The following is a 23,067-nucleotide window of genomic DNA, read 5'->3' on the forward strand; positions in this document are numbered from 1 at the left end:
CGTGTCCATCGGCAACGCCAACTCCCCCGAAGAAGAGCGGCCTTCGACCGACGACCGGTCCGAGGACCGCCTCGTCGAACGTTCCGTCGAAGAGCCGTCCATCGGGACGGCCCTCAAGAAGGCCCGGATCGCCGCCGGGCTGACTGTCGACGAGGTCAGTTCCACCACCCGCGTGCGCATTCCGATCGTGCACGCGATCGAATCCGACGATTTCACGCGCTGCGGCGGCGACGTCTATGCCCGCGGCCACATCCGTACGCTCGCCCGTGCCGTACGACTCGATCCGGAACCCCTGATCGACAGCTACGACGCGGCCCACGGCGGCCGGCCGGCACCCACCCCCGCCGCGCCGATGTTCGAAGCCGAGCGGATCCGCCCCGAACGGCAGCGGCCCAACTGGACCGCCGCCATGGTCGCCGCCATCGTCGCCGTGATCGGCTTCGTCGGCTTCACGGCCTTCGGCGGCGCCGACGAGAAGACCAAGCGGCCGGTGGCGGAAGGTTCCGCCGCGCCGAAGCCCGCACCCACCCCCAACGCGTCCAAGCCGTCGGTCCAGGCGCCGCCGGCGCCCACGGCTCCCAAGCCGGAGCCTTCGGACAGTGCCATCGCCGCCGCGCCCAAGGACCTCGTCACGGTCGTCCTGACGGCCAACGACGGCGAGAGCTGGATCTCGGCCAAGGACCACAGTGGCCGGCTCCTCTTCGACGGCACCCTCGAACAGGGTCAGTCGAAGACGTTCACGGACAAGGAGTCCATCGACCTGGTGCTCGGTGATGCCGGGGTCGTGAAGCTCTTCGTGAACGGCAAGGAGATCAAGGACGAGTTCCAGCCCGGACAGGTGGAACGTCTCACATACACCAAGGACGACCCCCGTCAGGGCCAGGCCCAGGCGGGCTGACCAGCAGGGCTGACCAGCAGGGAATAGAACGTTCCGGATCCCCGGGGTGCCGCGCCGCACCCCGGGGATCTTGTCGTCCCGGACGGGAGGCGGGGGCCGGTGCCGGGACGAAGTAGTCTTGAGTCCATGCCCGAACGCCGTACCGTCGCCCTTGTCACTCTTGGCTGCGCCCGTAACGAGGTGGACTCGGAGGAGCTCGCAGGCCGCTTGGCGGCGGATGGCTGGGAGCTCGTCGAGGACGCCGCCGATGCGGACGTAGCCGTCGTCAACACCTGCGGCTTCGTCGAAGCTGCCAAAAAGGACTCCGTAGACGCCCTGCTCGAAGCCAACGATCTCAAGGATCACGGCAAGACGCAGGCCGTCGTAGCCGTCGGCTGTATGGCCGAGCGCTACGGCAAGGAACTCGCCGAAGCGCTCCCCGAAGCCGACGGAGTCCTCGGTTTCGACGACTACGCCGACATCTCCGACCGCCTCCAGACCATCCTCAACGGCGGCATCCACGCCTCCCACACCCCGCGCGACCGGCGCAAGCTGCTGCCGATCAGCCCGGCCCAGCGCCAGGACGCCGAGGTGGCCCTGCCGGGGCACGCCCAGGAGCCCGAGCCCGCCCCCGCGGACCTGCCGGAGGGCGTCGCGCCCGCCTCCGGTCCTCGTGCGCCGCTGCGCCGCCGCCTGGACAAGAGCCCGGTCGCCTCGGTCAAGCTCGCCTCCGGCTGCGACCGGCGCTGCTCCTTCTGCGCCATCCCGTCCTTCCGCGGCTCCTTCATCTCCCGCCGCCCCAGCGACGTGCTGGGCGAGACGCGCTGGCTCGCGGAGCAGGGCGTCAAGGAGATCATGCTGGTCTCCGAGAACAACACCTCGTACGGCAAGGACCTGGGCGACATCCGCCTGCTGGAGACCCTGCTGCCCGAGCTGGCCGAGGTGGACGGCATCGAGCGCGTCCGCGTCAGCTACCTCCAGCCCGCCGAGATGCGGCCCGGCCTGATCGACGTACTCACCTCGACCCCCAAGGTCGTCCCGTACTTCGACCTCTCCTTCCAGCACTCGGCCCCCGACGTGCTGCGCGCCATGCGCCGCTTCGGTGACACCGACCGCTTCCTGGAGCTGCTGGACACCATCCGCAGCAAGGCCCCGACGGCCGGCGTCCGGTCCAACTTCATCGTCGGCTTCCCCGGCGAGAAGGAGTCCGACTTCGCCGAGCTGGAGCGCTTCCTCACCAGCGCGCGGCTCGACGCCATCGGCGTCTTCGGCTACTCCGACGAGGACGGCACCGAGGCCGTCACGTACGAGAACAAGCTCGACGCCGACACCATCGCCGAGCGCCTCGCCCACATGCAGCGCCTCGCCGAGGAGCTCACCTCGCAGCGCGCGGAGGAGCGGATCGGAGAGACGCTGGAGGTGCTCGTCGAGACGGTCGTCCCGATCGACGAGGCGGAGGAGGGCGAGGGTGCCTACGGGCGCGCCGCCCACCAGGCGCCCGAGACCGACGGTCAGGTCGTCTTCACCGACGGCGCGGGCCTGGTCCCGGGGCGTATCGTCACCGCGAAGGTGGTCGGCACCCTGGGTGTGGACCTCGTGGCGGAGCCCCTGGGCGTGGATCTTGAGGAGGCGGCCGGATGACCGGAGCCCCGGCATCTGCGGCGGGCGGGACCGGCCGCCGGCCCGCGCCCGGCGCGAAGCTGGGCGCCGCGGCGGTCAATCAGGCCAGCCTGTGGAACATCGCCAACATCCTGACGATGATCCGGCTGGTCCTGGTGCCGGGATTCGTGATGCTGCTGCTCGCCGACGGGGGCTACGACCCCGTCTGGCGGGCGCTGGCGTGGGCGGCGTTCGCCGTCGCCATGATCACCGACATCTTCGACGGGCATCTGGCCCGTACGTACAACCTGGTCACCGACTTCGGCAAGATCGCCGACCCCATCGCCGACAAGGCGATCATGGGGTCGGCATTGGTGTGTCTGTCCTGGCTCGGCGATCTGCCCTGGTGGGTCACCGGGGTGATCCTGGGCCGGGAACTCGGGATCACGCTCATGCGTTTCTGGGTCATCAGGTACGGAGTGATTCCGGCGAGCCGGGGCGGGAAGCTGAAGACCCTGGCCCAGGGCACGGCCGTGGGCATGTACGTGCTCGCGCTGACCGGGCCGCTGGCGACGCTGCGGTTCTGGGTGATGGCGGTCGCCGTCGTCCTGACCGTCGTCACCGGTTTGGACTACATCCGGCAGGCCGTGGTGCTTCGTCGCAAGGGGCTCGCCGCGGAGCGTGCCGCGCGGTGAACCTGCCGGGGGATGGCGCGGTGCGGCAAGAGACGGGCGGATCTTCGATGGCCGGTGAAGTGCTGCGGAACGCAGCCGGGTCCGCCGGGGCCAGTGGGGTGGTTGCGGCCGAGGTGCTGCGACTCCTTGCGGAGAGTAACGGAACGGTTGCGGTCGCGGAGTCGCTGACCGGCGGCATGGTCGCCGCGGAGCTCACGGCCGTCCCCGGCGCCTCCAAGTCCTTCCGCGGGTCGGTCACGGCGTACGCGACCGAGCTGAAGCACCGGGTGCTGGGCGTGGACGCCGGGCTGCTCGAAGCCGAAGGCGCGGTGAACCCGCAGGTCGCGGAGGAGATGGCGGCCGGAGTGCGGCGCGTGCTCGGCGCCTCCTGGGGCATCGCGACCACCGGAGTGGCCGGTCCGGAACCGCAGGACGGGCAGCCGGTGGGCACCGTTTTCATCGCCGTGGCGGGTCCCGGGGGCAGGAAAACGGCCCGGCTGAGGTTGAAAGGCTCCCGCGCGGAAATCCGTAGGGAGAGTGCACGGACAGTGCTCGAGCTGCTCGCGAGCGAACTCCGCGAGAATCTGCGGGGGCAGGATACGGAACAGGACGGGGGGATTTGATGTTTGCAGCCCTGAGTGAACACGACATCGCTCCCCGCACGGCCGCCGCGCGAGGCGGTACGGTGGGGCGTGAAGGTTACGGCTACACGGTCAGAGGAGGGAGCCACCGATGATTCTGCTCCGTCGCCTGCTGGGTGACGTGCTGCGTCGGCAGCGCCAGCGCCAGGGCCGTACTCTGCGCGAAGTCTCCTCGTCCGCCCGAGTTTCGCTCGGCTATCTCTCCGAGGTGGAGCGGGGGCAGAAGGAGGCATCTTCCGAGCTGCTCTCCGCGATCTGCGACGCGCTTGACGTACGGATGTCAGAGCTGATGCGGGAAGTCAGCGACGAGCTTTCGCTCGCCGAGCTGGCCCAGTCCGCCGCGGCGAGCGAACCGGTGTCCGCACCGGTCCGCCCGATGCTCAATTCGGTATCCGTGGCCTCGGTCACGGGTGGCCCGGAACGGGTGACCATCAAGGCACCCGTGGAAGCGGTGAATGTCGTAGCCGCGTGATGCGATGCGCGTGCGCGTGCTGAGCGTATGAGTGTGGCCGGAGCCCCGGCCGGTGCCCTTGGGTGCCGGGCGGGGCTCCTTGCCGTTCCGGGTGCGGGTGGCTCCGGTGCGGGCGCGGGTGCCGTTCCGGTGGCGGCGCGAGGGGGTGCGGGTGGGGGCGGGGTGCGGGAGGATGGGCCCGTTCGGGTCTCCGGCCCCTGGAGGTGGCCGTGCGGCGGTTGCTGGGTATACCCGTGGGTCTGGCCCTCGCGCTGTCGGTGGGCGTCCTGTGGTGGTGGGCCGTGCTGCGGCTCGTGCTGGCGCCGGCAGAGGCCGGGCCGGTGGAGGGTGCGGTCGCCGTCGGGGGGTGGGGGCTGGGGCTGCTGCCGGTGCACTGCGTGCCGGGGCCGGTCGGTGGACGCCGCCGCCGTGGGGCGGCGGGTGATCGTGGTGACGGAGGCGGAGCCGGGGGTGGCGGCGGAGCCGCGGGCAACGGCGGGGAGTGGGCCGGTGCCGGGTCGGTGGCGGTCGGGGAGCCGGGGGCGGTGCCCTACGGGGGTGGGGAGCCGGGTGGCGGGTCGTCGGGGGCTTGGTGATCGTGGGCCGGTCGTCGGGTGGTGGGTGGTGGCCCGTGGCGGGTGCCCGGTGGCGGGTTTCGGGCCGGGTGGTCGGCCGGCGGGGTGGTGGGTCACCAGGGCATGGAGACTCCTCCGTTCGGGCGAAGGATTTGGCCCGTCATGAAGGACGAGGCGTCCGAGGCGAGGTAGAGCACTGCCTGGGCTATGTCCTCAGGCTCGCCCACGCGGCGTAGCGGGGACATCCGCGTCATCATCGCTTCGGTCTGCTCCTGGACCTCGGGGCTGTGCCGGCCCGTCATCGGGGTGCGGATCCAGCCGGGCGCGACGGCGTTGACGCGGATGCCGTGCGGGCCGGCCTCGGTGGCGAGGGTCTTGGTCAACTGGACGACGGCGGCCTTGGCGGCGCTATAGCAGAGCAGACCGGGCTGGGCGGCGTCCACGGCGCCGGAGGCCATGGTGATGATCGAACCGGGCCGGCCGGCCGCGATCATGGCGCGGGCGGCCTCCTGGCAGGTGCGCAGCACCCCCTTGAAGTTGATGTCCAGGACCCGGTCGAGGTCCTCGTCGGACGTCTCCAGAACGCTGCTGCTGTGCATGACCCCGGCGATCGCGGCGGTGATGTCGAGCGGACCGGCCTGTGCGATGGCCGCCTTGATCGCGGCGCGGTCGGTCACGTCCAGGGGGTGGGCGGTGGCCCGGCCGCCGGCCTTGGCGATCAGTTCGACCGTCTCCTGGAGGCCCTGGGCATCGCGGTCGGCGCAGTGCACGGCGGCTCCGGCCTCGGCGAGGAGTACGGCGGTGGCCCGGCCGATGCCGCTGGCGGCGCCGGTGATCAGAGCGGTGCGGCCGGTGAGTTCGTACGCGCTGGGTGTAGGCATGCGGGGACGGTACGACCGGATCTGACGGGGCGTCAACTAAGGCGTCGGGCCGGATTGGCACCGGGGACACCAGTACGTGGGGCGGTCGTCCTGCGGAGCCTCGCGGACCGGGGTGCCGCAGCGCAGGCAGGGGCGGTGGGCGCGGCCGTAGACGAACAGGTCCTGGCCGGGGCGGCGGCTGCCGGTGGTGTTGCGGCGGCGGGCCTTGTTCGCGTCGAGGAGCCGGTGCGCGGCCGCGGCGAGGCGGGGGAGCGTGGTGGGCGGCAGATCACCCACCGGGGTCCAGGGGGTGACCTGGGCGAGGAAGCAGAGCTCGGCCTTGTAGACGTTGCCGATGCCGGCCAGGTTGCGCTGGTCGAGGAGGGCTTCGCCCAGGGGGCGGGCGGGGGCGGTGAGGAGGTTCGCGGCGGCGGTGGCCTCGTCCCAGTCGGGACCGAGGAGGTCGGGGCCGAGGTGGCCGACGGCGCGGTGCTCGTCGGCGGTGCGGAGCAGTTCGACGACGGGGAGGCGGTAGCCGACGGCGGTGTGGTCGGCGGTGGCGAGGATGACGCGGATTTCGTGGGCGGGGCCGGGTGGGCGGGGTGGGGTGGCTGCGCCGGTGGTGCCGGTGGTGTCTGTGGTGGTGTGGGTGGGGAGGATGCGCCAGGTGCCGTCCATGCGGAGGTGGGTGTGCAGGGTGAGGCGGGGGTGGGGGGTGGCTCCCGGGGCGGTGCCGGTTCCCGCCTCGGTGGCGGGTGCCGCGGGGTGGCCGAAGCGCATGAGGAGGTGCTTGCCCCTTGGGACGACCTCCAGGGTGGTGAAGCCGGTGAGGTCTGCGGTGGCGAAGCGGGGGACGCGGAGGTCGGAGCGGGTGAGTTCCTTGCCCGCTAGGGCCTCGCGGAGCCGGGCCGCGGTGCGGTAGACGGTGTCGCCTTCGGGCATGCGTCCATTCTCCTGCGGAGTCGGGCTCGCGGCGTGCGGCCGGGGCTCCGCTGCGCGGTGCTTGCTCCCCGCCCCGCCCTTCCTCCGTTCCCCGGGGCTGCGCCCCGGACCCGTTCCGTGGGGCTGCGCCCCTGGGCCCGCCGTGGGGCTGCGCCCCGGACCTGTTCCGTGGGGCTGCGCCCCTGGGCCCGCCGTGGGGCTGTGCCCCGGACCTGTTCCGTGGGGCTGCGCCCCTGGGCCCGCCATGGGGCTGTGCCCCGGGCCCGCCGTGGGGCTGTGCCCCGAGCCCGCCGTGGGGCTGTGCCCCCGACCCGCCGTGGGGCTGCGCCCCGGACCTGTTCCTTGGAGCTGCGCCCCCGGACCCGCCTTGGGGCTGTGCCCCAGGACTCGCCTTGGGGCTGCGTCTCCGGACCTGTTTCTTGGGGCCGCGCCCCTGGACTCGCCTTGGGGCTGTGCCCCGGACCCGTTCCCCGGGGCTGCGCCCCTACACCCGGGCCTGCCTCTGGACTCGGCCTGGGGCTGCGCCCCGTTCCCGGGGCTGCCCCCGGGGCGGGCTGTGCCCGCCCGGACCGTTTCTGGGTCTGCGGCCTGATCCGTTGGTGGGGCTGCGCCCGGGCCTGTTGGCGGGGCTGCGCCCGGGCCTGTTGGCGGGACTGCCCCCCCGCGGGCCTGCGCCGGGGCTGCCCGGGGCAGTTGCTGGATCTGCGTCCGGGTCCGTTCCCGGGCCTGCCCCTGGTCTGCGTCCGGGCCCGTTGCCTGGTCTGTGTCCGGGCCCGGTGCCGGGGCTGCGCACGGGTCCGGCTCCGGGGCTGTGCCCGGAGCCGTCCTGGGGTGCCCTCGGACCACTCGCCGGGATATCGCTCCTGGGGCCGTCGGCGGGCCCGTCGGCGGGCTCGTTCTCGGGGCGGAGGTGGGGCTTCGGGGGTGTGGCGTGGGGCCTTGTTCGGTCTGGCTTGGATCGGTTTTGGGGTCAGTGGCGGAGGCGGAGGCCTTGGGGGGTGGCGTGGAAGCCGGAGGCTTCCGTGGGTGGGGCGTAGGGGGAGGTGAGGGAGGGGGCGGCGTTGATGCGTTCCACCGTGAGGGTGGGGAGGGTGCCGTTGCGGGAGGCCGTGGTGAGGGCCGTCAGGGCGGCGGTGAGGCGGGGGTCTTCCGGGTCGGGCCAGGCGAGGAGGGTTTTGCCGCCGCGCTCCAGGTAGAGGGTGAGTTCGCCGTCGACCAGGACGACCAGGGAGCCCGCCTTGCGGCCCGGCTTGTGGGTGGCGCCGGTCGGGGGCTCCGGCCAGGGGAGGGCGGCGCCGTAGGCGTTCGCCGGGTCGGCGGCGGCGAGGACCACTGCGGCAAGCGGCGGCGGGGTGCGCTCGGCCGCGCGGAGGCGGTCGACCGCGCCGTCCATGGCGAACTGGGCCGCGCCCAGGCCTTCGACCACGTACCCCCTGCGCGCCTGGCCGCTGTCCTCGAAGGCCGAGAGGATGCGGTAGACCGCGCTGAAGCCGCCTTCCACGCCCTCCGCGGCCACCGCGCCCCGGGTCACCACCCCGTGGCGGTCCAGCAGGGTGCGGGCCAGGGCGTGTGCGCGGTGCGTCGGGTCCGGGGCGTGGACCGGGAGCAGGGACCAGCGGCCCGACACCGTGGGCGGGCCCGTACGGGAGGAGGGGGCCGTGAGGGTGCCGTAGCGGCCGCGGGGGATCGTACGGCGGGCACGGTGGGCGGTGGCGCCCGCCGTGCGGCCCGAGCCGAGGAGGGAGCGCAGGGGGGCCAGGGTGTCGTTGGTCAGGCGGCCCGACCAGGCCAGGTCCCAGACGGCGGAGGAGAGGTCCGCGTCCGAGGCGTCCGGGTGCAGGGAGCGGGCCCGGTCCGTGAGCTGGCGGAAGAAGAGGCCGTAGCCGCCGGAGAGGGCGGAGAGGACCGCTTCGTGGAGTGGCCCGAGCTCCAGGGGGTGGGGCTGGGGGACGAGGAGGGGGGCCGCCTCCGCGAGGTAGAGGGAGATCCAGCCGTCCTTGCCCGGCAGGGCGCCCGCGCCGGCCCAGACGACCTCGCCCGTGGTGGTGAGCTCGTCCAGCAGGGTGGGGGAGTAGTCCGCCACGCGGGAAGGGAGGATCAGGCGTTCGAGGGCGGAGGCGGGAACCGCGGCGCCCTGGAGCTGCTCGATCGCGCGGGCCAGGCCGTCGATGCCGCGCAAGGCCTTGCCGACGTGCTGCCACTGGGGGAGGAAGGTGGCCAGGGAGGCGGGAGGGACCGGTTCCAGTTCCTGGCGCAGGGCAGCGAGGGAGCGGCGCCGCAGCCGCCGCAGGACGGTGGCGTCGCACCATTCCTGGCCGATGCCCGCCGGGTGGAACTCGCCCTGGACGACCCGCCCGGCCGCCGCGAGCCGGTGCAGCGCGCCGTCCGTCACGGCCGTGCCCAGCCCGAAGCGGGCGGCGGCGGTGACCGTGGTGAAGGGGCCGTGGGTGCGGGCGTACCGGGCCAGGAGATCGCCGAGCGGGTCCTTCACCGGCTCGGTGAACGCCTCCGGGACGCCCACCGGGAGCGCCGTGCCCAGCGCGTCGCGCAGCCGGCCGGCGTCCTCGATGGCCGCCCAGTGGTCCTCGCCGGCGATCCGGACCCGGATCGCCCGGCGGGAGGCGGCGAGGGACGGCGCCCACTCCGCCTCCGCCCCGCGGGCGGCCAGCTCCGCCGGGGTGAGCGGGCCCAGCAGGCGCAGCAGGTCGGCCACCGACTCGGCGTCCTTGGCCCGCCGGTCCTCGGTCAGCCACTGGAGCTCCCGCTCCAGCTCCGTCAGCACCTCCGCGTCCAGCAGCTCGCGGAGCTCGGCCTGGCCGAGCAGCTCGGCCAGCAGCCGGGAGTCCAGCGACAGCGCGGCCGCCCTGCGCTCGGCGAGGGGCGAGTCTCCCTCGTAGAGGAACTGGGCGACGTACCCGAAGAGGAGGGAGCGGGCGAAGGGGGAGGGCTCGGGCGTCGTGACCTCGACGAGGCGGACCCGGCGTGCCTCGATGTCTCCCATCAGCTCGGTCAGGCCCGGCACGTCGAAGACGTCCTGCAGGCATTCCCGTACGGCTTCCAGCACGATCGGGAACGAACCGAACTCGGAGGCCACCTGAAGCAGTTGCGAGGCGCGCTGGCGCTGCTGCCACAGGGGAGTGCGCTTGCCCGGGTTGCGGCGGGGCAGCAGCAGGGCGCGGGCCGCGCACTCGCGGAAGCGGGAGGCGAACAGGGCGGAGCCGCCCACCTGGTCGGTGACGATCTGCTGGACGTCTCCGTGGTCGAAGGCGACGTCCGCCGCGCCGAGCGGGGGCTTTTCGTCATCGAAGTCGAAGGCGGCGGGGGAGGCCGTGCTCCGTGCAGGGTCGTGGTCCAGCAGGTCCAGGTCCATGTTCAGCAGGTCCGCGTCCGGGAGGCGGAGCACGATGCCGTCGTCGGCGTGCATGACCTGCGCGTCCATCCCGTACCGCTCGGAGAGGCGGGCGCCGAGCGCCAGCGCCCAGGGGGCGTGCACCTGGGCGCCGAACGGGGAGTGGACGACGACCCGCCAGTCGCCGAGCTCGTCGCGGAACCGCTCGACGACGATGGTCCGGTCGTCCGGTACGTGGCCGCAGGCCTCGCGCTGTTCGGCGAGGTAGGACAGGACGTTCTCCGCGGCCCAGGCGTCAAGGCCCGCCGCCAGCAGGCGCAGTCGGGCGTCCTCGGGGGCAAGGCCGCCGAGCTCGCGCAGGAACGCGCCGACCGCGCGGCCCAACTCCAGCGGGCGGCCCAGCTGGTCGCCCTTCCAGAACGGGAGGCGGCCCGGGACGCCGGGGGCGGGGGTGACCAGGACGCGGTCGCGGGTGATGTCCACGATCCGCCACGAGGTGGTGCCGAGGGTGAAGACGTCCCCGACGCGGGACTCGTAGACCATCTCCTCGTCGAGTTCGCCGACCCGGCCGCCGCCCTTCTTCGGGTCGGACCCGGCCAGGAAGACGCCGAAGAGCCCGCGGTCCGGGATGGTCCCGCCGGAGGTGACCGCGAGCCGCTGGGCGCCGGGCCGGCCGGTGATCGTACCGGCGACGCGGTCCCACACCACCCGGGGCCTGAGCTCGGCGAACGCGTCCGAGGGATAGCGGCCGGCCAGCATGTCCAGCACCGCCGTGAAGGCCGAGTCGGGCAGCGCCGCGAAGGGGGCCGCCCGGCGCACCAGGGCGAGCAGGTCGTCGAGCTGCCAGGTGTCCATCGCGGTCATCGCGACGAGCTGCTGGGCGAGGACGTCCAGCGGGTTGGAGGGGATCCGCAGGGACTCGATCGAGCCCGTGCGCATCCGCTCGGTGACCACGGCCGCCTGGACGAGGTCGCCCCGGTACTTGGGGAAGACGACCCCCGTGGAGACCGCGCCCACCTGGTGCCCGGCCCGGCCCACCCGCTGCAGCCCGGAGGCCACCGACGGCGGGGACTCCACCTGGATGACGAGGTCCACGGCGCCCATGTCGATGCCGAGCTCCAGGCTGGAGGTGGCGACCACGGCGGGCAGCCGGCCCGCCTTCAAGTCCTCCTCGACCAGCGCCCGCTGCTCCTTGGAGACCGAGCCGTGGTGGGCGCGGGCCATCAGCGGCGGAGCACCCTGGGCGGCGCCGGACTGGGCCATGATCTCGGCCGGGGGCGGGCCCTCGGGCAGCGGGCCGCCCGTGGCGCGCTCGTACGCGATCTCGTTGAGCCGGTTGCACAGGCGCTCGGCGAGGCGGCGGGAGTTGGCGAACACGATGGTGGACCGGTGGGCCTGGACCAGATCGGCGATCCGCTCCTCCACCTGCGGCCAGATGGAGGGCTTGTCGCCGCCCTCCTTGCCCTCGGTGGCGGGGGAGCCGCCCAACTCGCCCATGTCCTCGACCGGGACGACCACCGACAGGTCGAACTCCTTGGTCGAGGGAGGCTGGACGATCTCCACCTTGCCGCGCGGAGCGAGGTAGCGGGCCACCTCCTCCACCGGGCGGACCGTCGCCGACAGGCCGATCCGGCGCGCGGGGCGGGGCAGCAGCTCGTCCAACCGCTCCAGGGACAGCGCGAGATGGGCGCCGCGCTTGGTGCCGGCGACCGCGTGCACCTCGTCCAGGATCACCGTCTCGATCCCGGACAGGGCCTCGCGGGCGGCCGAGGTCAGCATCAGGAACAGCGACTCGGGCGTGGTGATCAGGATGTCCGGCGGCCGGGTCACCAGCGCGCGCCGCTCGGCCGGCGGGGTGTCGCCGGAGCGGATCCCGACCCGGATCTCGGGCTCGGGCAGGCCCAGGCGCACCGATTCCTGCCGGATCCCGGTCAGCGGGCTGCGGAGATTGCGCTCCACGTCCACCGCCAGGGCCTTCAGGGGCGAGATGTACAGCACCCGGCAGCGCTTCTTCGGATCCGCCGGGGGCGGGGTCGAGGCGAGCTGGTCGAGGGCGGCGAGGAAGGCGGCCAGGGTCTTGCCGGAGCCGGTGGGGGCCACCACCAGCACGTCCGAGCCCGCACCGATGGCCCGCCAGGCACCCTCCTGGGCGGCGGTGGGCGAGACGAAGGCCCCCGTGAACCAGGAACGGGTCGCGGGGGAGAACGAGTCGAGCGCGGTACCGGACATGCCCCCATCGTGCACCCGCCCACTGACAACGGGCCGGACCTGTGGAAACACCCCGGCCGAGCCGGGCGCAGAATGGGGGGATGGGGACCGGGACCGGATCGGACGAGGGCCGTCGGGAGTGGGCGCGGCACTGGCAGTACGCGGAACTGCCCGGGCTGGACCTGCTGCGTGCCCACTACGTGCGCCACACCTTTCCGCGCCACGCCCACGACGGGTACGTCATCGCGGCCGTCACCGGCGGCGTCGAGGAGATCGGCCTGCCGGGGGACACCCTGCGCGCCGGGCCCGGCAGCGTGGTCCTGATCAACCCCGAGGTCCCGCACACCGCCCGCGCCGGGGTCCCCGAGGGCTGGGCCTACGCCACCCTCTACCCCTCCCGGGCGCTGATCACCGAGGTCGCCACCGAGATCGGGACCCTGCGCGGTACCCCCGGCTTCACCGCCGCCATGGTCGCCGACCCGCAGGCCTCGCGGGCCATCGCCGAGGTCCACCGGGCCGCCGAGGCCGGCAATGCGCTGGCCGCCGACACCCTGCTGCGCGGGGTGGTGGCCCGGATGCTGACCCGGCACGCCGGGCCGCTGCCCGCCCGTACGGCGGGCCGCGCGGGCGCCGCCGACGCGGAGCGGGCCCGGGCCGTACTGGAGGAGCGGATGGAGGAGCCCCCCTCCCTGGAGCAGCTCGCGGCGGAGCTGGGGACCAGCCCCTTCGCCCTGCTGCGGGCCTTCCGGGACCGGTACGGCATGCCCCCGCACACCTGGCTGACCGACGCCCGGGTCCGGCGGGCGCGCAGGCTGCTCGATGCGGGGATCCCCCCGGCGGAGGCGGCCGTCACCGTCGGCTTCACCGACCAGCCCCACCTGAACCGGCACTTCACCCGCATCGTGGGGGTGCCCCCGGGGGCGTACCGGCGGGGGCGGGCGGCCGGTTAGGCGGCCGGCGCCGCGCGGGTCTCCTCGATCAGGGTGCGGGCCCCGGTCACCGTTGCCGTCAGGGACTTGATCACTTCACGGACGGTGCAAGAACGTACAAGACCGGGATGGCGCGGCCACGTAATTTTCGGGGCGTGGGAGAACAGAGGATGGTCGTACGAGAAGGACCCGGTCGGGAGGTCCCCGGCGGGGCGCCCGCGGTGGACAAGCCGCGCGCCGCCGTCGTCCGGGACGCGCTCGGTGTCGGAGTGGCGGTCGGGCTGTCGGGGTTCGCCTTCGGGGTGACCGCCGCCGGGGCCGGAATCAGCACCCTCCAGGCGTGCGTGCTGAGCCTGCTGGTGTTCACCGGGGCCTCGCAGTTCGCACTGGTCGGGGCACTGGCCGCCGGAGGGAATCCGTTCACGGCCGCCGCCGGGGCCTTCTTCCTCGGGACCCGCAACGCCTTCTACGGGCTGCGGCTGTCCCAGCTGCTCGCGCTGCCCAAGGGCGTACGCCCGTTCGCCGCGCACTGGGTGATCGACGAGACCACCGCCGTGGCCCTGGCCCAGCCCGACCGGAAGTCCGCGCGGCTCGGGTTCACCGTGACCGGGCTGAGCCTCTACGCCCTGTGGAACCTCACCACCCTGCTCGGCGCGCTCGGCGCCGAGGCCATCGGGGACACCAGGGCGTGGGGGCTGGACGCCGCCGGGCCCGCCGTCTTCCTCGCGCTGCTCGCGCCGATGCTGAAGACCGGCACCGAGCGGGCCGTCGCCGGGCTCGCCCTCGTCCTCGGGCTGGGCCTGCTGCCCGTACTGCCCGCCGGGGTGCCCGTGCTGATCGCGGCGCTGGCCGCGCCGATCGTGCTGTGGATGAAGGGACGCCGGCCGTGAACGTCTGGATCGCCATCGGGATCACCGTCGTCGGCTGCTACGCCGTGAAGCTCGCCGGGCTGCTCGTCCCCGCCGGAGCCCTGGAGCGGCCCGCGGTGCGCAAGCTCGCCGCGCTGCTGCCGGTCGCGCTGCTCGCCGCGCTCACCGCGCAGCAGACCTTCGCCACCGGGCAGGAGCTCGTGCTCGACGCCCGCGCAGCCGGGCTCGCGGCCGCCGCGGTCGCGCTGGTGCTGCGGGCCCCGTTCCTCGTCGTGGTCGCGGCGGCCGTCGCCGTCACCGCGGGGCTGCGGGCCCTGGGAGGCTAGGTCCACCGGCGAGCCGGCCGTACGCGCGCAGGGTCAGCAGCGCCTCCAGCGTGGCGATCGGGCGCCGCTCCAGCGAGCTGCCCGGCGCCCACGCGCCGCGGTGCACCGGCCAGCCGCCGTCCGGCTGCTGCAGGCCGGCCAGGAAGCGCAGCGAGCCGTACAGCTCCGCGTCCGTGAACCAGCCGCGGGCGAGGGACTCCGGGCGGCGGGCGAAGTCGTACGGGTACAGCTGCTCGTCCGGCGCGCGGCCGGGGACCGGCGGGTCCGCGTCCCGCCGCGCGGGATCCAGTACGACGAGCCGATGGTCGCGCACGAGCCGCCCCAGCCGGTCGGCGGCCGCAGCGGCCCGGGACCGGTCGGGCACCCCGTCGAGGAAGGCCACCGCGCTCTGGACCTCGTACGGGTCCCAGTGGCGCAGGTTCTCCACCCGGTCCCAGCAGAAGTCCGTGGCCCGGAACAGCCACGCGTGCCACACCCGGTTGCGGTGCAGGATCCCCACGACGGGGCCGGTGGCCAGCAGGTCGCCCGGCGGATCGTCCTGCAGCGGGTGGTAGGGGGCCGCCGGGTAGCCGCCGGAGGCCGGAGCGGTCGCCGGAAGCGCCCCGTCCGGGGTGGAGACCCGGGTCAGGTGGGCGCAGAGCCGCTCGATGCGCTGTCCGGCGCAGCGGCCCAGGCCGTCCAGGACGCGCAGGGCGTGGGCGGTGTGCAGCGGGTGGCTCAGCGGACCGCGCAGGTCCGGGTCGAGGGCGTGGCCGTAGCCGCCGTCGCCGCCGAGGTAGGCGCCGAGGGCGGCATCGACCGGGTCCGCGTCCCCGCCGAGGAAGTGGAACGCGAACCGCCGCTGCTCCAGCACGCGGGCCGTGAGCCAGATGAACTGTTCGGCGCGGGCCAGTGCGCTCGTCGCCGTCGGCGCGCTCGGCGCGGTCGTTGCGGTCGTCGCCGCCGGGGCGCACGCTTCGTCTCCAGGCATGCCAGGAACCGTAGGGGCCCGGACTGCGCCGAAGTGGCCCGAACGGGGAGGGGCCACTCTCCGGGGCGGGATACTGGAGGCATGCGGTTGACGATTTTCTGGGAGCGGATGGCCGAGCACTTCGGTGCGGGCTACGCGGACTCCTTCGCGCGGGACCACGTCATGACGGAGCTCGGGGGACGCACCGTCCACGAGGCGCTGGACGCGGGCTGGGAGACCAAGGACGTGTGGCGCGCGGTGTGTTCGGCCGTGGACGTGCCGGCTTCGCTGCGCTAGCAGGGCACGGGCGGGGCAGGGGCAGGGCCCGGGCGGGTCGACCCGTGCGCGGGCCGGCGGCCGGCCGGGGCGCGGCCCGGGCGAGCGCTGTGCGGGCGGGTCCGAGCGACCGCTTGGCGGTACGCGGCGCCGGTGGGACAGACTTGGCGGCGTGGCAGCCACCGAAGAGACGACCGACCAGCCCGAAGGCCCCCGGCGCGCTCATCCGCCCGGCGCGGCGACCCCGGCGGACGCGGGAGATCCCTCGGCCGGGGAGCCCCGGGCGGGGGACACCGGAGCACAGGGCCCCGGCGCGCCGGGCCCGGCCGAGGGCGCGGCGGCGGATGCCCGGATGCCGCGCTGGCTGCCGCGCGCAGTGGTCCTCATCCTGGCCCTGGTGGCCTGTTTCCAGCTGGGCAGCTGGGCCTTCCACCAGCTCATCGGGCTGCTCGTCAACATCCTGATCGCGTTCTTCCTCGCGCTCGCGATAGAACCGGCCGTGGCCCGGATGGCGGCCCGCGGCATGCGCCGCGGGCTCGCCACCTTCCTGGTGTTCCTCGGGGTGTTCGTCGCGGCCGTCGGATTCGTCGTCCTGCTCGGCTCGGTGCTCGCCGCGCAGATCGTCGACCTGGTGGAAGGCTTCCCCGGCTATCTCGACTCGCTGATCGGCTCGATCAACGACACCTTCCACACGGACCTGTCCCGGCTGGACATCCAGGACAGCCTGCTGCACTCCGACTGGCTGCAGAAGTACGTGCAGAACAGCGCGAGCGGCGTGCTCGACGTATCCGCCACCGTGCTCGGCGGACTGTTCAAGCTGCTGACGATCGGTCTGTTCTCCTTCTACTTCGCAGCCGACGGGCCGCGACTGCGCCGCGCGCTGTGCTCCGTACTCCCGCCCAGGAAGCAGGCGGAGGTGCTGCGGGCGTGGGAGATCGCCGTCACCAAGACGGGCGGGTACCTCTACTCGCGCGGGCTGATGGCGCTGATCTCCGGGATCGCGCACTACATCGTCTTCGCGGTGCTGGGCGTGCCGTACGCGCCCGCGCTCGCGGTGTGGGTGGGGCTGGTGTCGCAGTTCATCCCCACCATCGGCACCTACCTGGCGGGTGCGCTGCCGATGCTGCTCGCCTTCACGGTCAACCCCTGGTACGCGCTGTACGTCCTCGGATTCGTGGTGGTGTACCAGCAGTTCGAGAACTACGTGCTCCAGCCGAAGCTGACGTCGAAGACGGTGGACATCCACCCGGCGGTGGCCTTCGGATCGGTCATCGCGGGCACCGCCCTGCTGGGCGCGGTCGGGGCGCTCATCGCGATCCCGGCCGTCGCCACGATGCAGGCCTTCCTCGGCGCGTACGTGAAGCGGTACGCGCTGACGGGCGACGCGGACGCCTCTACTTCCCGGCCTCGTCCGCGGAGGCGAGTACGGCTGCCAGGGCGTCGTTGACCCAGCTCTCGACGGCGTCCTTGTCCACGCCGAGGCCGCTGAGCGTTCCCGTTCCGTTCTCGAGCTCCAGGAGCGCGAGCAGGATGTGCTCGGTGCCCACGTAGTTGTGGCCGAGGCGCAGGGCCTCGCGGAAGGTGAGCTCCAGGGCCTTCTTCGCGGAGGCGTCGAAGGGGACCAGGGCGGGGAGCTCCGCCGCGGCCGGAGGCAGGCCCGCGGTCGCGGCGGCGCGCACGTCGTCGGCCGTGACGCCCTGGTCGGCGATGGCGTGGGCGGCGAGGCCGTCGGGTTCGGCCAGCAGGCCGAGGACGAGGTGCTCGGTGCGGATCTCGGTGTTGCTCGCGGCGCGGGCCTCGTTCTGCGCGGTCACGACCACGTTGCGGGCGCGGGGCGTGAAGCGGCCGAAGCCCTGGCTGGGGTCGAGCCCGGCGTCACCCTCCTTGTCGGCCTTGGGGACGAAGCGCTTCTGGGCGGCCTGGCGGGTGACGCCCATGCTGCGGCCGATGTCGGTCCAGGAGGCGCCGGAGCGGCGGGCCTGGTCGACGAAGTGGCCGATGAGGTGGTCCGCGACGTCCCCGAGGGCCTCGGCGGCCACGACTGCGCCGCTGAGCTGCTCCAGGGTGTCGGTGTGGACCTTCTTGATGGCCTCGATGAGGTCGTCGAGGCGTACCGGATTGGTCATGCGAACGGGTTCCACCGAAGGGTTCGTCATGGGTGCAACCCTAGGTTGACAGTCGATTGAGTGTCAACCCTGGGTTGTCACTCGGGGCATTGCTGTCGGGCCGTCACGCTTCCGGCTCCCGCAGCGTGAAGCTCGCGCGCTCCCGCCAGGCCGTCCCGTCGTAGGTCACCAGGTCGACGGTGCGGACGCGGGCGGCGAGGGGGAGCCGGCCGTTCAGGTCGGCCTGGGCGGCGTCCAGGTCCGCCTCGCGGGCGCGCTGGGCCACCGTGAGGTGCGGGGCCGGGTCCCCGTAGCGGCCGCCGTAGGGCTCGACATCCGGCCAGCGGTCGGTGATCGCGCGGGTCAGCCGGCGCAGCGGGGCGTCCGGCTCCGGGGCGAGGTAGAGCATCCCCGGGAACCGGCCGGTCCGCTCGAAGCGCAGGTCGAAGGCGCGGTGGGGGCTCAGGGCCGCGGCGATCCCGGCGTGGACCGAGGCGTCGATCAGGTTCTCCGGGAGGAACGGGTAGAGCACGCTCACGTGCGCCGGCACCCCGGCCCCGGCCCGGGCCGCGGGGTCGATCCGGTCCCGCCAGTCCCGGACGACGGGTTCCGCTTCGGGTATCCGCACGATGAGCGCGGTGCGCCCGGCGGGGAACATGCTGGAGGTGGTGCCGTCCGCGGTGTCCTTCATGGGAGTGGATCATGCCAGCCGCCGGCGGGGCGGACGGGTCCGGCGTGGCGCGCTTGACAGGGAAATCGAACACGCATTCTTATTGGTTATCCACAGCCAAAACGGACGTGGGACCGCGTTGTCAGTGGCAGGCGTTAGCGTCAATGGCGTGAAGCGATCGACTCAAGCAAATCGGGTGGAACCCATGGCAGGCAACGACCGCGAGAAGGCTCTCGAAGCCGCGCTCGCACAGATTGAACGGCAGTTCGGCAAGGGTGCCGTGATGCGTCTCGGCGACAAGCCGAACGATCCCATCGAGGTCATCCCCACCGGATCGACCGCGCTGGACATCGCGCTCGGCGTCGGCGGACTGCCGCGCGGCCGTGTGATCGAGGTGTACGGGCCGGAGTCCTCCGGTAAGACGACCCTGACGCTGCATGCCGTGGCCAACGCGCAGAAGGCCGGCGGCACCGTGGCCTTCGTGGACGCCGAGCACGCGCTCGACCCCGAGTACGCCAAGGCCCTCGGCGTCGACACGGACAACCTCATCCTGTCCCAGCCGGACACCGGTGAGCAGGCGCTGGAGATCGTGGACATGCTGGTCCGCTCCGGTGCGCTGGACCTCATCGTCATCGACTCCGTCGCGGCCCTCGTGCCGCGCGCGGAGATCGAGGGCGAGATGGGCGACTCGCACGTGGGTCTCCAGGCCCGTCTGATGAGCCAGGCCCTCCGGAAGATCACCGGTGCGCTCAACCAGTCCAAGACCACCGCGATCTTCATCAACCAGCTCCGCGAGAAGATCGGTGTGATGTTCGGCTCGCCGGAGACCACCACCGGTGGCCGCGCGCTGAAGTTCTACGCCTCCGTGCGCCTCGACATCCGGCGCATCGAGACCCTCAAGGACGGCACGGACGCGGTCGGCAACCGCACCCGCGTCAAGGTCGTCAAGAACAAGGTCGCGCCGCCCTTCAAGCAGGCCGAGTTCGACATCCTCTACGGCCACGGCATCAGCCGCGAGGGCGGCCTGATCGACATGGGCGTGGAGCACGGCTTCGTCCGCAAGGCCGGCGCCTGGTACACGTACGAGGGCGACCAGCTCGGCCAGGGCAAGGAGAACGCGCGGAAGTTCCTCTGCGACAACCCCGCCCTCTCCGACGAGATCGAGCGCAAGATCAAGGAGAAGCTGGGCGTCGGTGTCCGCAAGGACGCCGCCGAGGCCGGTGAGGCCGGCGCGGACGCGTCCGCCGAGACCGCCGCGGTGCCCGCTCCCGCGTCGAAGGCCAAGACCGCGGTCAAGGCCGCCGTCGCCAAGAGCTGACCCGTGTGGGAGCAGGAAAGGGGCGGCGCCGAGGAGGGCGCTGAGGGCCGCCGCGAGGGCAGTCGCCGGGGCCGCCGCGAGAGCGGCGGCCGGGGAGGCCGTCGTACGGAGGGCCGCGAGGGCCGGGAGGACCGGGAAGGCCGCGAAGGCCGCCAGGAACTGCCGCCCCAGAGTCCCGAGGAGCAGGCGCGGGCGATCTGTCTGCGCCTGCTCACCGGGATGCCGCGCACCCGGCGGCAGCTCGCGGACGCCCTGGCCAAGCGGGACATCCCCGAGGAGGTGTCGGAGCAGGTCCTCTCCCGGTTCGAGGAGGTGGGCCTGATCGACGACGCCGCCTTCGCCGGGGCCTGGGTCGAGTCCCGGCACCGGGGCCGGGGGCTGGCCCGCCGGGCGCTCGCACAGGAGCTCCGTACCAAGGGGGTGGCGCCCACCCTCGTACAGGAGGCCCTGGAACAACTGGACTCCGACCAGGAGGAGGAGACCGCCCGGGAGCTCGTGGAGCGAAAGCTCCGCGCGACCCGGGGCCTGGAGCGGGACAAGCGGATCCGGCGCCTCGCCGGGATGCTCGCCCGCAAGGGGTACCCCGAGGGCATGGCCCTGCGGGTGGTCCGCCGCGCGCTGGAGGCGGAGGGCGAGGACACCGAAGACACCGAGGACCTGACGGTCTGACGGGGTGACGATCTGACGGGGTGACACCGGGTCGGGCGGTGCGCCGGGATCGTGTGGGGTGGGGTTAGCCCCCGGCCGGGGACGCCGGGGCGCTCCAATGTCCCGAGACGGCCCCGGCGGCAGAGTTTTCCCCATGATGCTGCGCTACGCACTCCAGACCGTCCGGGACCGCAAAGCCGGTTTCCTCGGCGCCTTCCTCGCCCTGCTGTGCGCGGCGGCCCTCGTGACCGCCTGCGGAACCCTCCTGGAGACGGGACTCCGCGGGACGATCGCCACCGAGCGCTACGCGGGCGCCCCGGTGGTCGTCTCCGCCGACCAGAACGTGCATGCGACGACGGTCAAGGAGAAGAAGGGCGATTCACCAAAAAGCAAGACGAAGCACAAGGCCAAGCCCGTCGCCGAACGGGCCTGGCTGCCGGCCGGCATCGTGGACACCGTCCGCGCGGTGCCCGGAGTCGAGCGGGCCGTCCCCGAGCTCACCTTCCAGGCCGTACCGCTCACCCGGGGCGGCCCCGGCGGCGAGGCCGCTAAGCCCTCGTACGGGCACGCCTGGAGCTCGGCCGCGCTCACGCCCTTCACGCTCGCCGAGGGCCGCGCCCCCCAGGGCGGTGACGAGATCGTCGTCGACCGCGGACTCGCGGCCCGCGCCGCCCTGAAGCCCGGCTCCGAGCTCACCGTGCAGTCCACCGGTGCGCCCAAGACCTACACGGTCAGCGGGATCGCGGCCGCGGCCGGCGGGAGCCTCGCGCACCAGAGCGCGCTCTTCTTCGGCGACGCCGAGGCGCAGCGGCTCGCCGTCCGCGACGGCCGGGTCAGCGCCATCGGGGTACTGCCCCGGGCCGGAGTGGACGCCGGCGAGCTGGCCGGGCGGATCCGCCAGGCGCTCCAGGGCACCACCGCGCAGGTGGCCACCGGCGACGGCCGGGGCCCCGTGGAATTCCTCGACGCGGCCGGCGCCCGGATCAAGCTGGTCTCCATGGGCGGCGCGATGGGCGGTACGTCGCTCCTCGTCGCGGTCCTCGTGGTCGTCGGCACCTTCTCCCTCTCGATCCAGCAGCGCCACCGCGAGCTCGCCCTGCTCCGCGCCATCGCCGCCACCCCCAAGCAGCTGCGGCGCATGATCGGCCGCGAGGCGCTGCTCGTGGGGCTCGCCGCCGGAATCGCCGGAGCCCTCGCCGGGCTGCCGCTGGCCGCCTGGCTGCACGGCCGGTTCGTCGACGCCGGGGTCGTCCCGGTGACCCTGGAGCGCACCGCCGGCATCTTCCCGATGATCGCCGCCGTCGGCGCGAGCCTGCTCGGAGCATGGGCCGCGGCCCGGATCACCGCACGGCGGGTGGCCCGCGTCCGTCCCGCCGAAGCACTGGCCGAGGCCGCCGTCGAGCGGAGCCGGCCCGGGTGGGCGAGGCTCACCGCGGGGGCGCTGCTGCTGGCGGCGGGGGTGGTGTTGGTCGCCGTACTCAGCACGCTGCGCACCGAGCCGGCTTCGACTCCGGTCACCTTCCTCGCCGTCGTCGTGCTCGCCGGAGCCGTCTCGCTGCTGGGCCCGCTGATCGTCAAGGGCGCGGCCGCACTGCTCGCCGGGCCGCTGCGGCTGGCCGGTCCGGGCGGCCGGCTGGCCACCGCCAACCTGCGCGGCAACGCGACCCGGATGGCCTCCGCGGTCACCCCGCTCACCCTGCTGATCGGGATGGCCTGCACCGTGCTCTTCGTCACTCCGACCCTCGGCGACGCCGCCCGGGCGCAGGCCCGCGAGGGAGTACGGGCCGAGTGGGTGCTCCAGGGACGGGGGCCGGGGGTTCCCGGCGCCGCCGTCGAGCGGATCCGCCGGACCCCCGGGGTCCTCGCGGCCACCGAGATCGTGCACACGTCGATCCGGGTGGGGCTGACGAAGTACGCGGCGCAGGGTGTGACCCCGGCCGGGCTCGACCGGACCTGGGACCCGGGGGTGACGGCCGGGAGCCTGGCGGGGTTCGGGGAGCAGAGCGTCGCGGTGAGCGAACTGGCCGCGGACCAGCTGGGCCTGAAGCCGGGCAGCCCGCTCTCGCTGACGCTGGGCGACGGAACGCCGGTCACCCTGACCGTGTCCGCGGTGTACGCGCGGGGGCTGGGCTTCGGGGACGTGACGCTGCCGCACGGCCTGACGGCCGCGCACGTCGACGATCCGCTGGCTTCGAGCGTGCTCGTGGCGGGGCCGGCGGCGCGGGAGGTGCTCGCCTCGGCGGTACGGGAGTACCCGGGCGTGGCCGTGCTGTCGGCGGCCGAAGCGGACGGCGCGCGGGCGGAGCGGCAGGCGGCCGGGTCGGAGATCAACCTGCTGGCGATGGGGCTCGTCCTGGCCTTCACCGCGATCGCGGTGGCCAACACCCTGGCGATGTCCACGGGGGAGCGGCTGCGGGAGTTCGCGATGCTGAGGCTCACGGGGGCGACGCGGCGGCAGGTGCGGGGGATGCTGCGGGTGGAGGCGCTGGCGGTGCTCCTGATGGGGGTGGTGCTGGGGTCGGGGATCTCGCTGGCGGTCCTCACGGCGTTCAGCGTGGGCATGACGGGGACGGCGGCGGCGGTGGTGCTGCCGCTGGTGTACGGGGTGGTCGTGGGCGGGGCGGGGCTGGTGGCGCTGTGCGCCACGGGCTTCGCCGGGCGGGTGGCGATGCGGCCGCGGCCGGTGGACCTCGCGGCGGCCAAGAGCTGATCCCCGTGGCTCCGCCCCGCAGGGCCGACTCAGCCGCACCCGCCCACTGGCACCTGCGCGAGCGGCGCGTCAAGAAGGAGGAGCGACGGGT

The 23,067-nt window shown here is 73.7% G+C and carries 20 protein-coding genes; 14 read left to right on the forward strand and 6 right to left on the reverse strand.

What is annotated here, in order from left to right:
- Position 1: 1 nt before the first annotated feature.
- The 6 genes from ACFRU2_RS18980 to ACFRU2_RS19005 all read left to right on the forward strand — a co-directional run bounded on the left by ACFRU2_RS18980 (position 2) and on the right by ACFRU2_RS19005 (position 4,838).
- Positions 2 to 898 carry a helix-turn-helix domain-containing protein gene (locus ACFRU2_RS18980; protein WP_250751758.1) on the forward strand — a complete coding sequence of 299 codons (897 nt, stop codon included), beginning with the start codon at positions 2 to 4 and terminating at the stop codon, positions 896 to 898.
- A gap of 126 nt (positions 899 to 1,024) precedes the next feature.
- On the forward strand, positions 1,025 to 2,518 hold the full coding sequence (rimO, locus tag ACFRU2_RS18985) for a 30S ribosomal protein S12 methylthiotransferase RimO (RefSeq protein WP_382973341.1): 1,494 nt from the start codon (positions 1,025 to 1,027) through the stop codon (positions 2,516 to 2,518).
- Entirely contained in the window at positions 2,515 to 3,171 is a 657-nt protein-coding gene (pgsA, locus tag ACFRU2_RS18990) for a CDP-diacylglycerol--glycerol-3-phosphate 3-phosphatidyltransferase (RefSeq protein ID WP_250751772.1), read from the forward strand. Before rimO ends, pgsA begins: the two co-directional genes overlap by 4 nt.
- 47 nt (positions 3,172 to 3,218) lie before the next feature.
- The gene (locus tag ACFRU2_RS18995; RefSeq protein ID WP_382973344.1) at positions 3,219 to 3,773 is read left to right on the forward strand and encodes a CinA family protein; all 555 of its coding nucleotides are present in this window, start codon (positions 3,219 to 3,221) and stop codon (positions 3,771 to 3,773) included.
- Between the two features lie 109 nt (positions 3,774 to 3,882).
- Positions 3,883 to 4,263 (forward strand): helix-turn-helix domain-containing protein, encoded by a 381-nt coding sequence (locus tag ACFRU2_RS19000; protein ID WP_112451800.1) that lies wholly within the window; start codon positions 3,883 to 3,885, stop codon positions 4,261 to 4,263.
- Between the two features lie 233 nt (positions 4,264 to 4,496).
- Positions 4,497 to 4,838 carry a hypothetical protein gene (locus tag ACFRU2_RS19005; RefSeq protein WP_382973348.1) on the forward strand — a complete coding sequence of 114 codons (342 nt, stop codon included), beginning with the start codon at positions 4,497 to 4,499 and terminating at the stop codon, positions 4,836 to 4,838.
- A gap of 92 nt (positions 4,839 to 4,930) precedes the next feature.
- Here the strand turns inward: ACFRU2_RS19005 and ACFRU2_RS19010 are convergent, their stop codons facing one another.
- The 3 genes from ACFRU2_RS19010 to ACFRU2_RS19020 all read right to left on the reverse strand — a co-directional run bounded on the left by ACFRU2_RS19010 (position 4,931) and on the right by ACFRU2_RS19020 (position 12,197).
- A complete protein-coding gene (locus tag ACFRU2_RS19010) occupies positions 4,931 to 5,698 on the reverse strand; it encodes an SDR family NAD(P)-dependent oxidoreductase (protein ID WP_382973351.1) in 768 nt (255 codons plus the stop codon).
- 36 nt (positions 5,699 to 5,734) lie between these two features.
- Positions 5,735 to 6,619 (reverse strand): DNA-formamidopyrimidine glycosylase family protein, encoded by an 885-nt coding sequence (locus ACFRU2_RS19015; protein ID WP_382973354.1) that lies wholly within the window; start codon positions 6,617 to 6,619, stop codon positions 5,735 to 5,737.
- Between the two features lie 970 nt (positions 6,620 to 7,589).
- On the reverse strand, positions 7,590 to 12,197 hold the full coding sequence (locus ACFRU2_RS19020) for an ATP-dependent helicase (protein WP_382973356.1): 4,608 nt from the start codon (positions 12,195 to 12,197) through the stop codon (positions 7,590 to 7,592).
- Positions 12,198 to 12,277: 80 nt separating this feature from the next.
- Here ACFRU2_RS19020 and ACFRU2_RS19025 point away from each other — a divergent pair, with 80 nt between their 5' ends.
- From ACFRU2_RS19025 to ACFRU2_RS19035, 3 genes are all read left to right on the forward strand, one after another.
- The gene (locus tag ACFRU2_RS19025; RefSeq protein ID WP_382973359.1) at positions 12,278 to 13,126 is read left to right on the forward strand and encodes an AraC family transcriptional regulator; all 849 of its coding nucleotides are present in this window, start codon (positions 12,278 to 12,280) and stop codon (positions 13,124 to 13,126) included.
- A gap of 149 nt (positions 13,127 to 13,275) precedes the next feature.
- On the forward strand, positions 13,276 to 13,995 hold the full coding sequence (locus ACFRU2_RS19030) for an AzlC family ABC transporter permease (RefSeq protein ID WP_382974004.1): 720 nt from the start codon (positions 13,276 to 13,278) through the stop codon (positions 13,993 to 13,995).
- Positions 13,992 to 14,300, forward strand: a complete 309-nt coding sequence (locus ACFRU2_RS19035) for an AzlD domain-containing protein (RefSeq protein ID WP_250751798.1) — start codon at positions 13,992 to 13,994, stop codon at positions 14,298 to 14,300. The genes ACFRU2_RS19030 and ACFRU2_RS19035 overlap by 4 nt, the downstream gene beginning before the upstream one ends.
- Here ACFRU2_RS19035 and ACFRU2_RS19040 read toward each other — a convergent pair.
- Positions 14,269 to 15,270 carry a hypothetical protein gene (locus ACFRU2_RS19040; RefSeq protein ID WP_382973362.1) on the reverse strand — a complete coding sequence of 334 codons (1,002 nt, stop codon included), beginning with the start codon at positions 15,268 to 15,270 and terminating at the stop codon, positions 14,269 to 14,271. The genes ACFRU2_RS19035 and ACFRU2_RS19040 overlap by 32 nt on opposite strands.
- Before the next feature lie 81 nt (positions 15,271 to 15,351).
- On the opposite strand from ACFRU2_RS19040, the gene ACFRU2_RS19045 reads away from it, so the two are divergent.
- Both ACFRU2_RS19045 and ACFRU2_RS19050 read left to right on the forward strand, forming a co-directional pair.
- A complete protein-coding gene (locus ACFRU2_RS19045) occupies positions 15,352 to 15,546 on the forward strand; it encodes a DUF3046 domain-containing protein (RefSeq protein WP_254386113.1) in 195 nt (64 codons plus the stop codon).
- A gap of 151 nt (positions 15,547 to 15,697) precedes the next feature.
- Complete coding sequence (locus ACFRU2_RS19050; protein ID WP_382973364.1) at positions 15,698 to 16,972, forward strand: AI-2E family transporter; 1,275 nt, start codon at positions 15,698 to 15,700, stop codon at positions 16,970 to 16,972.
- On the opposite strand, the gene ACFRU2_RS19055 is transcribed toward ACFRU2_RS19050, so the two are convergent.
- Positions 16,920 to 17,681 (reverse strand): Clp protease N-terminal domain-containing protein, encoded by a 762-nt coding sequence (locus tag ACFRU2_RS19055; RefSeq protein WP_382973366.1) that lies wholly within the window; start codon positions 17,679 to 17,681, stop codon positions 16,920 to 16,922. The genes ACFRU2_RS19050 and ACFRU2_RS19055 overlap by 53 nt on opposite strands.
- Before the next feature lie 73 nt (positions 17,682 to 17,754).
- Positions 17,755 to 18,321, reverse strand: a complete 567-nt coding sequence (locus tag ACFRU2_RS19060) for a 2'-5' RNA ligase family protein (protein WP_382973368.1) — start codon at positions 18,319 to 18,321, stop codon at positions 17,755 to 17,757.
- Positions 18,322 to 18,505: 184 nt separating this feature from the next.
- Here ACFRU2_RS19060 and recA point away from each other — a divergent pair, with 184 nt between their 5' ends.
- From recA to ACFRU2_RS19075, 3 genes are all read left to right on the forward strand, one after another.
- Complete coding sequence (gene recA / locus ACFRU2_RS19065; RefSeq protein WP_382973370.1) at positions 18,506 to 19,618, forward strand: recombinase RecA; 1,113 nt, start codon at positions 18,506 to 18,508, stop codon at positions 19,616 to 19,618.
- A 3-nt stretch (positions 19,619 to 19,621) separates the two neighbouring features.
- On the forward strand, positions 19,622 to 20,287 hold the full coding sequence (gene recX, locus ACFRU2_RS19070; RefSeq protein ID WP_382973372.1) for a recombination regulator RecX: 666 nt from the start codon (positions 19,622 to 19,624) through the stop codon (positions 20,285 to 20,287).
- 133 nt (positions 20,288 to 20,420) lie between these two features.
- Positions 20,421 to 22,976: an FtsX-like permease family protein gene (locus tag ACFRU2_RS19075; protein ID WP_382973375.1), complete on the forward strand. Its 2,556-nt coding sequence runs from the start codon at positions 20,421 to 20,423 to the stop codon at positions 22,974 to 22,976.
- Positions 22,977 to 23,067 lie beyond the last annotated feature (91 nt).

It is taken from the genome of Streptomyces sp. NPDC056883 (genome assembly GCF_042788835.1).
GTDB lineage: Bacteria > Actinomycetota > Actinomycetes > Streptomycetales > Streptomycetaceae > Streptomyces > Streptomyces stoeckheimensis.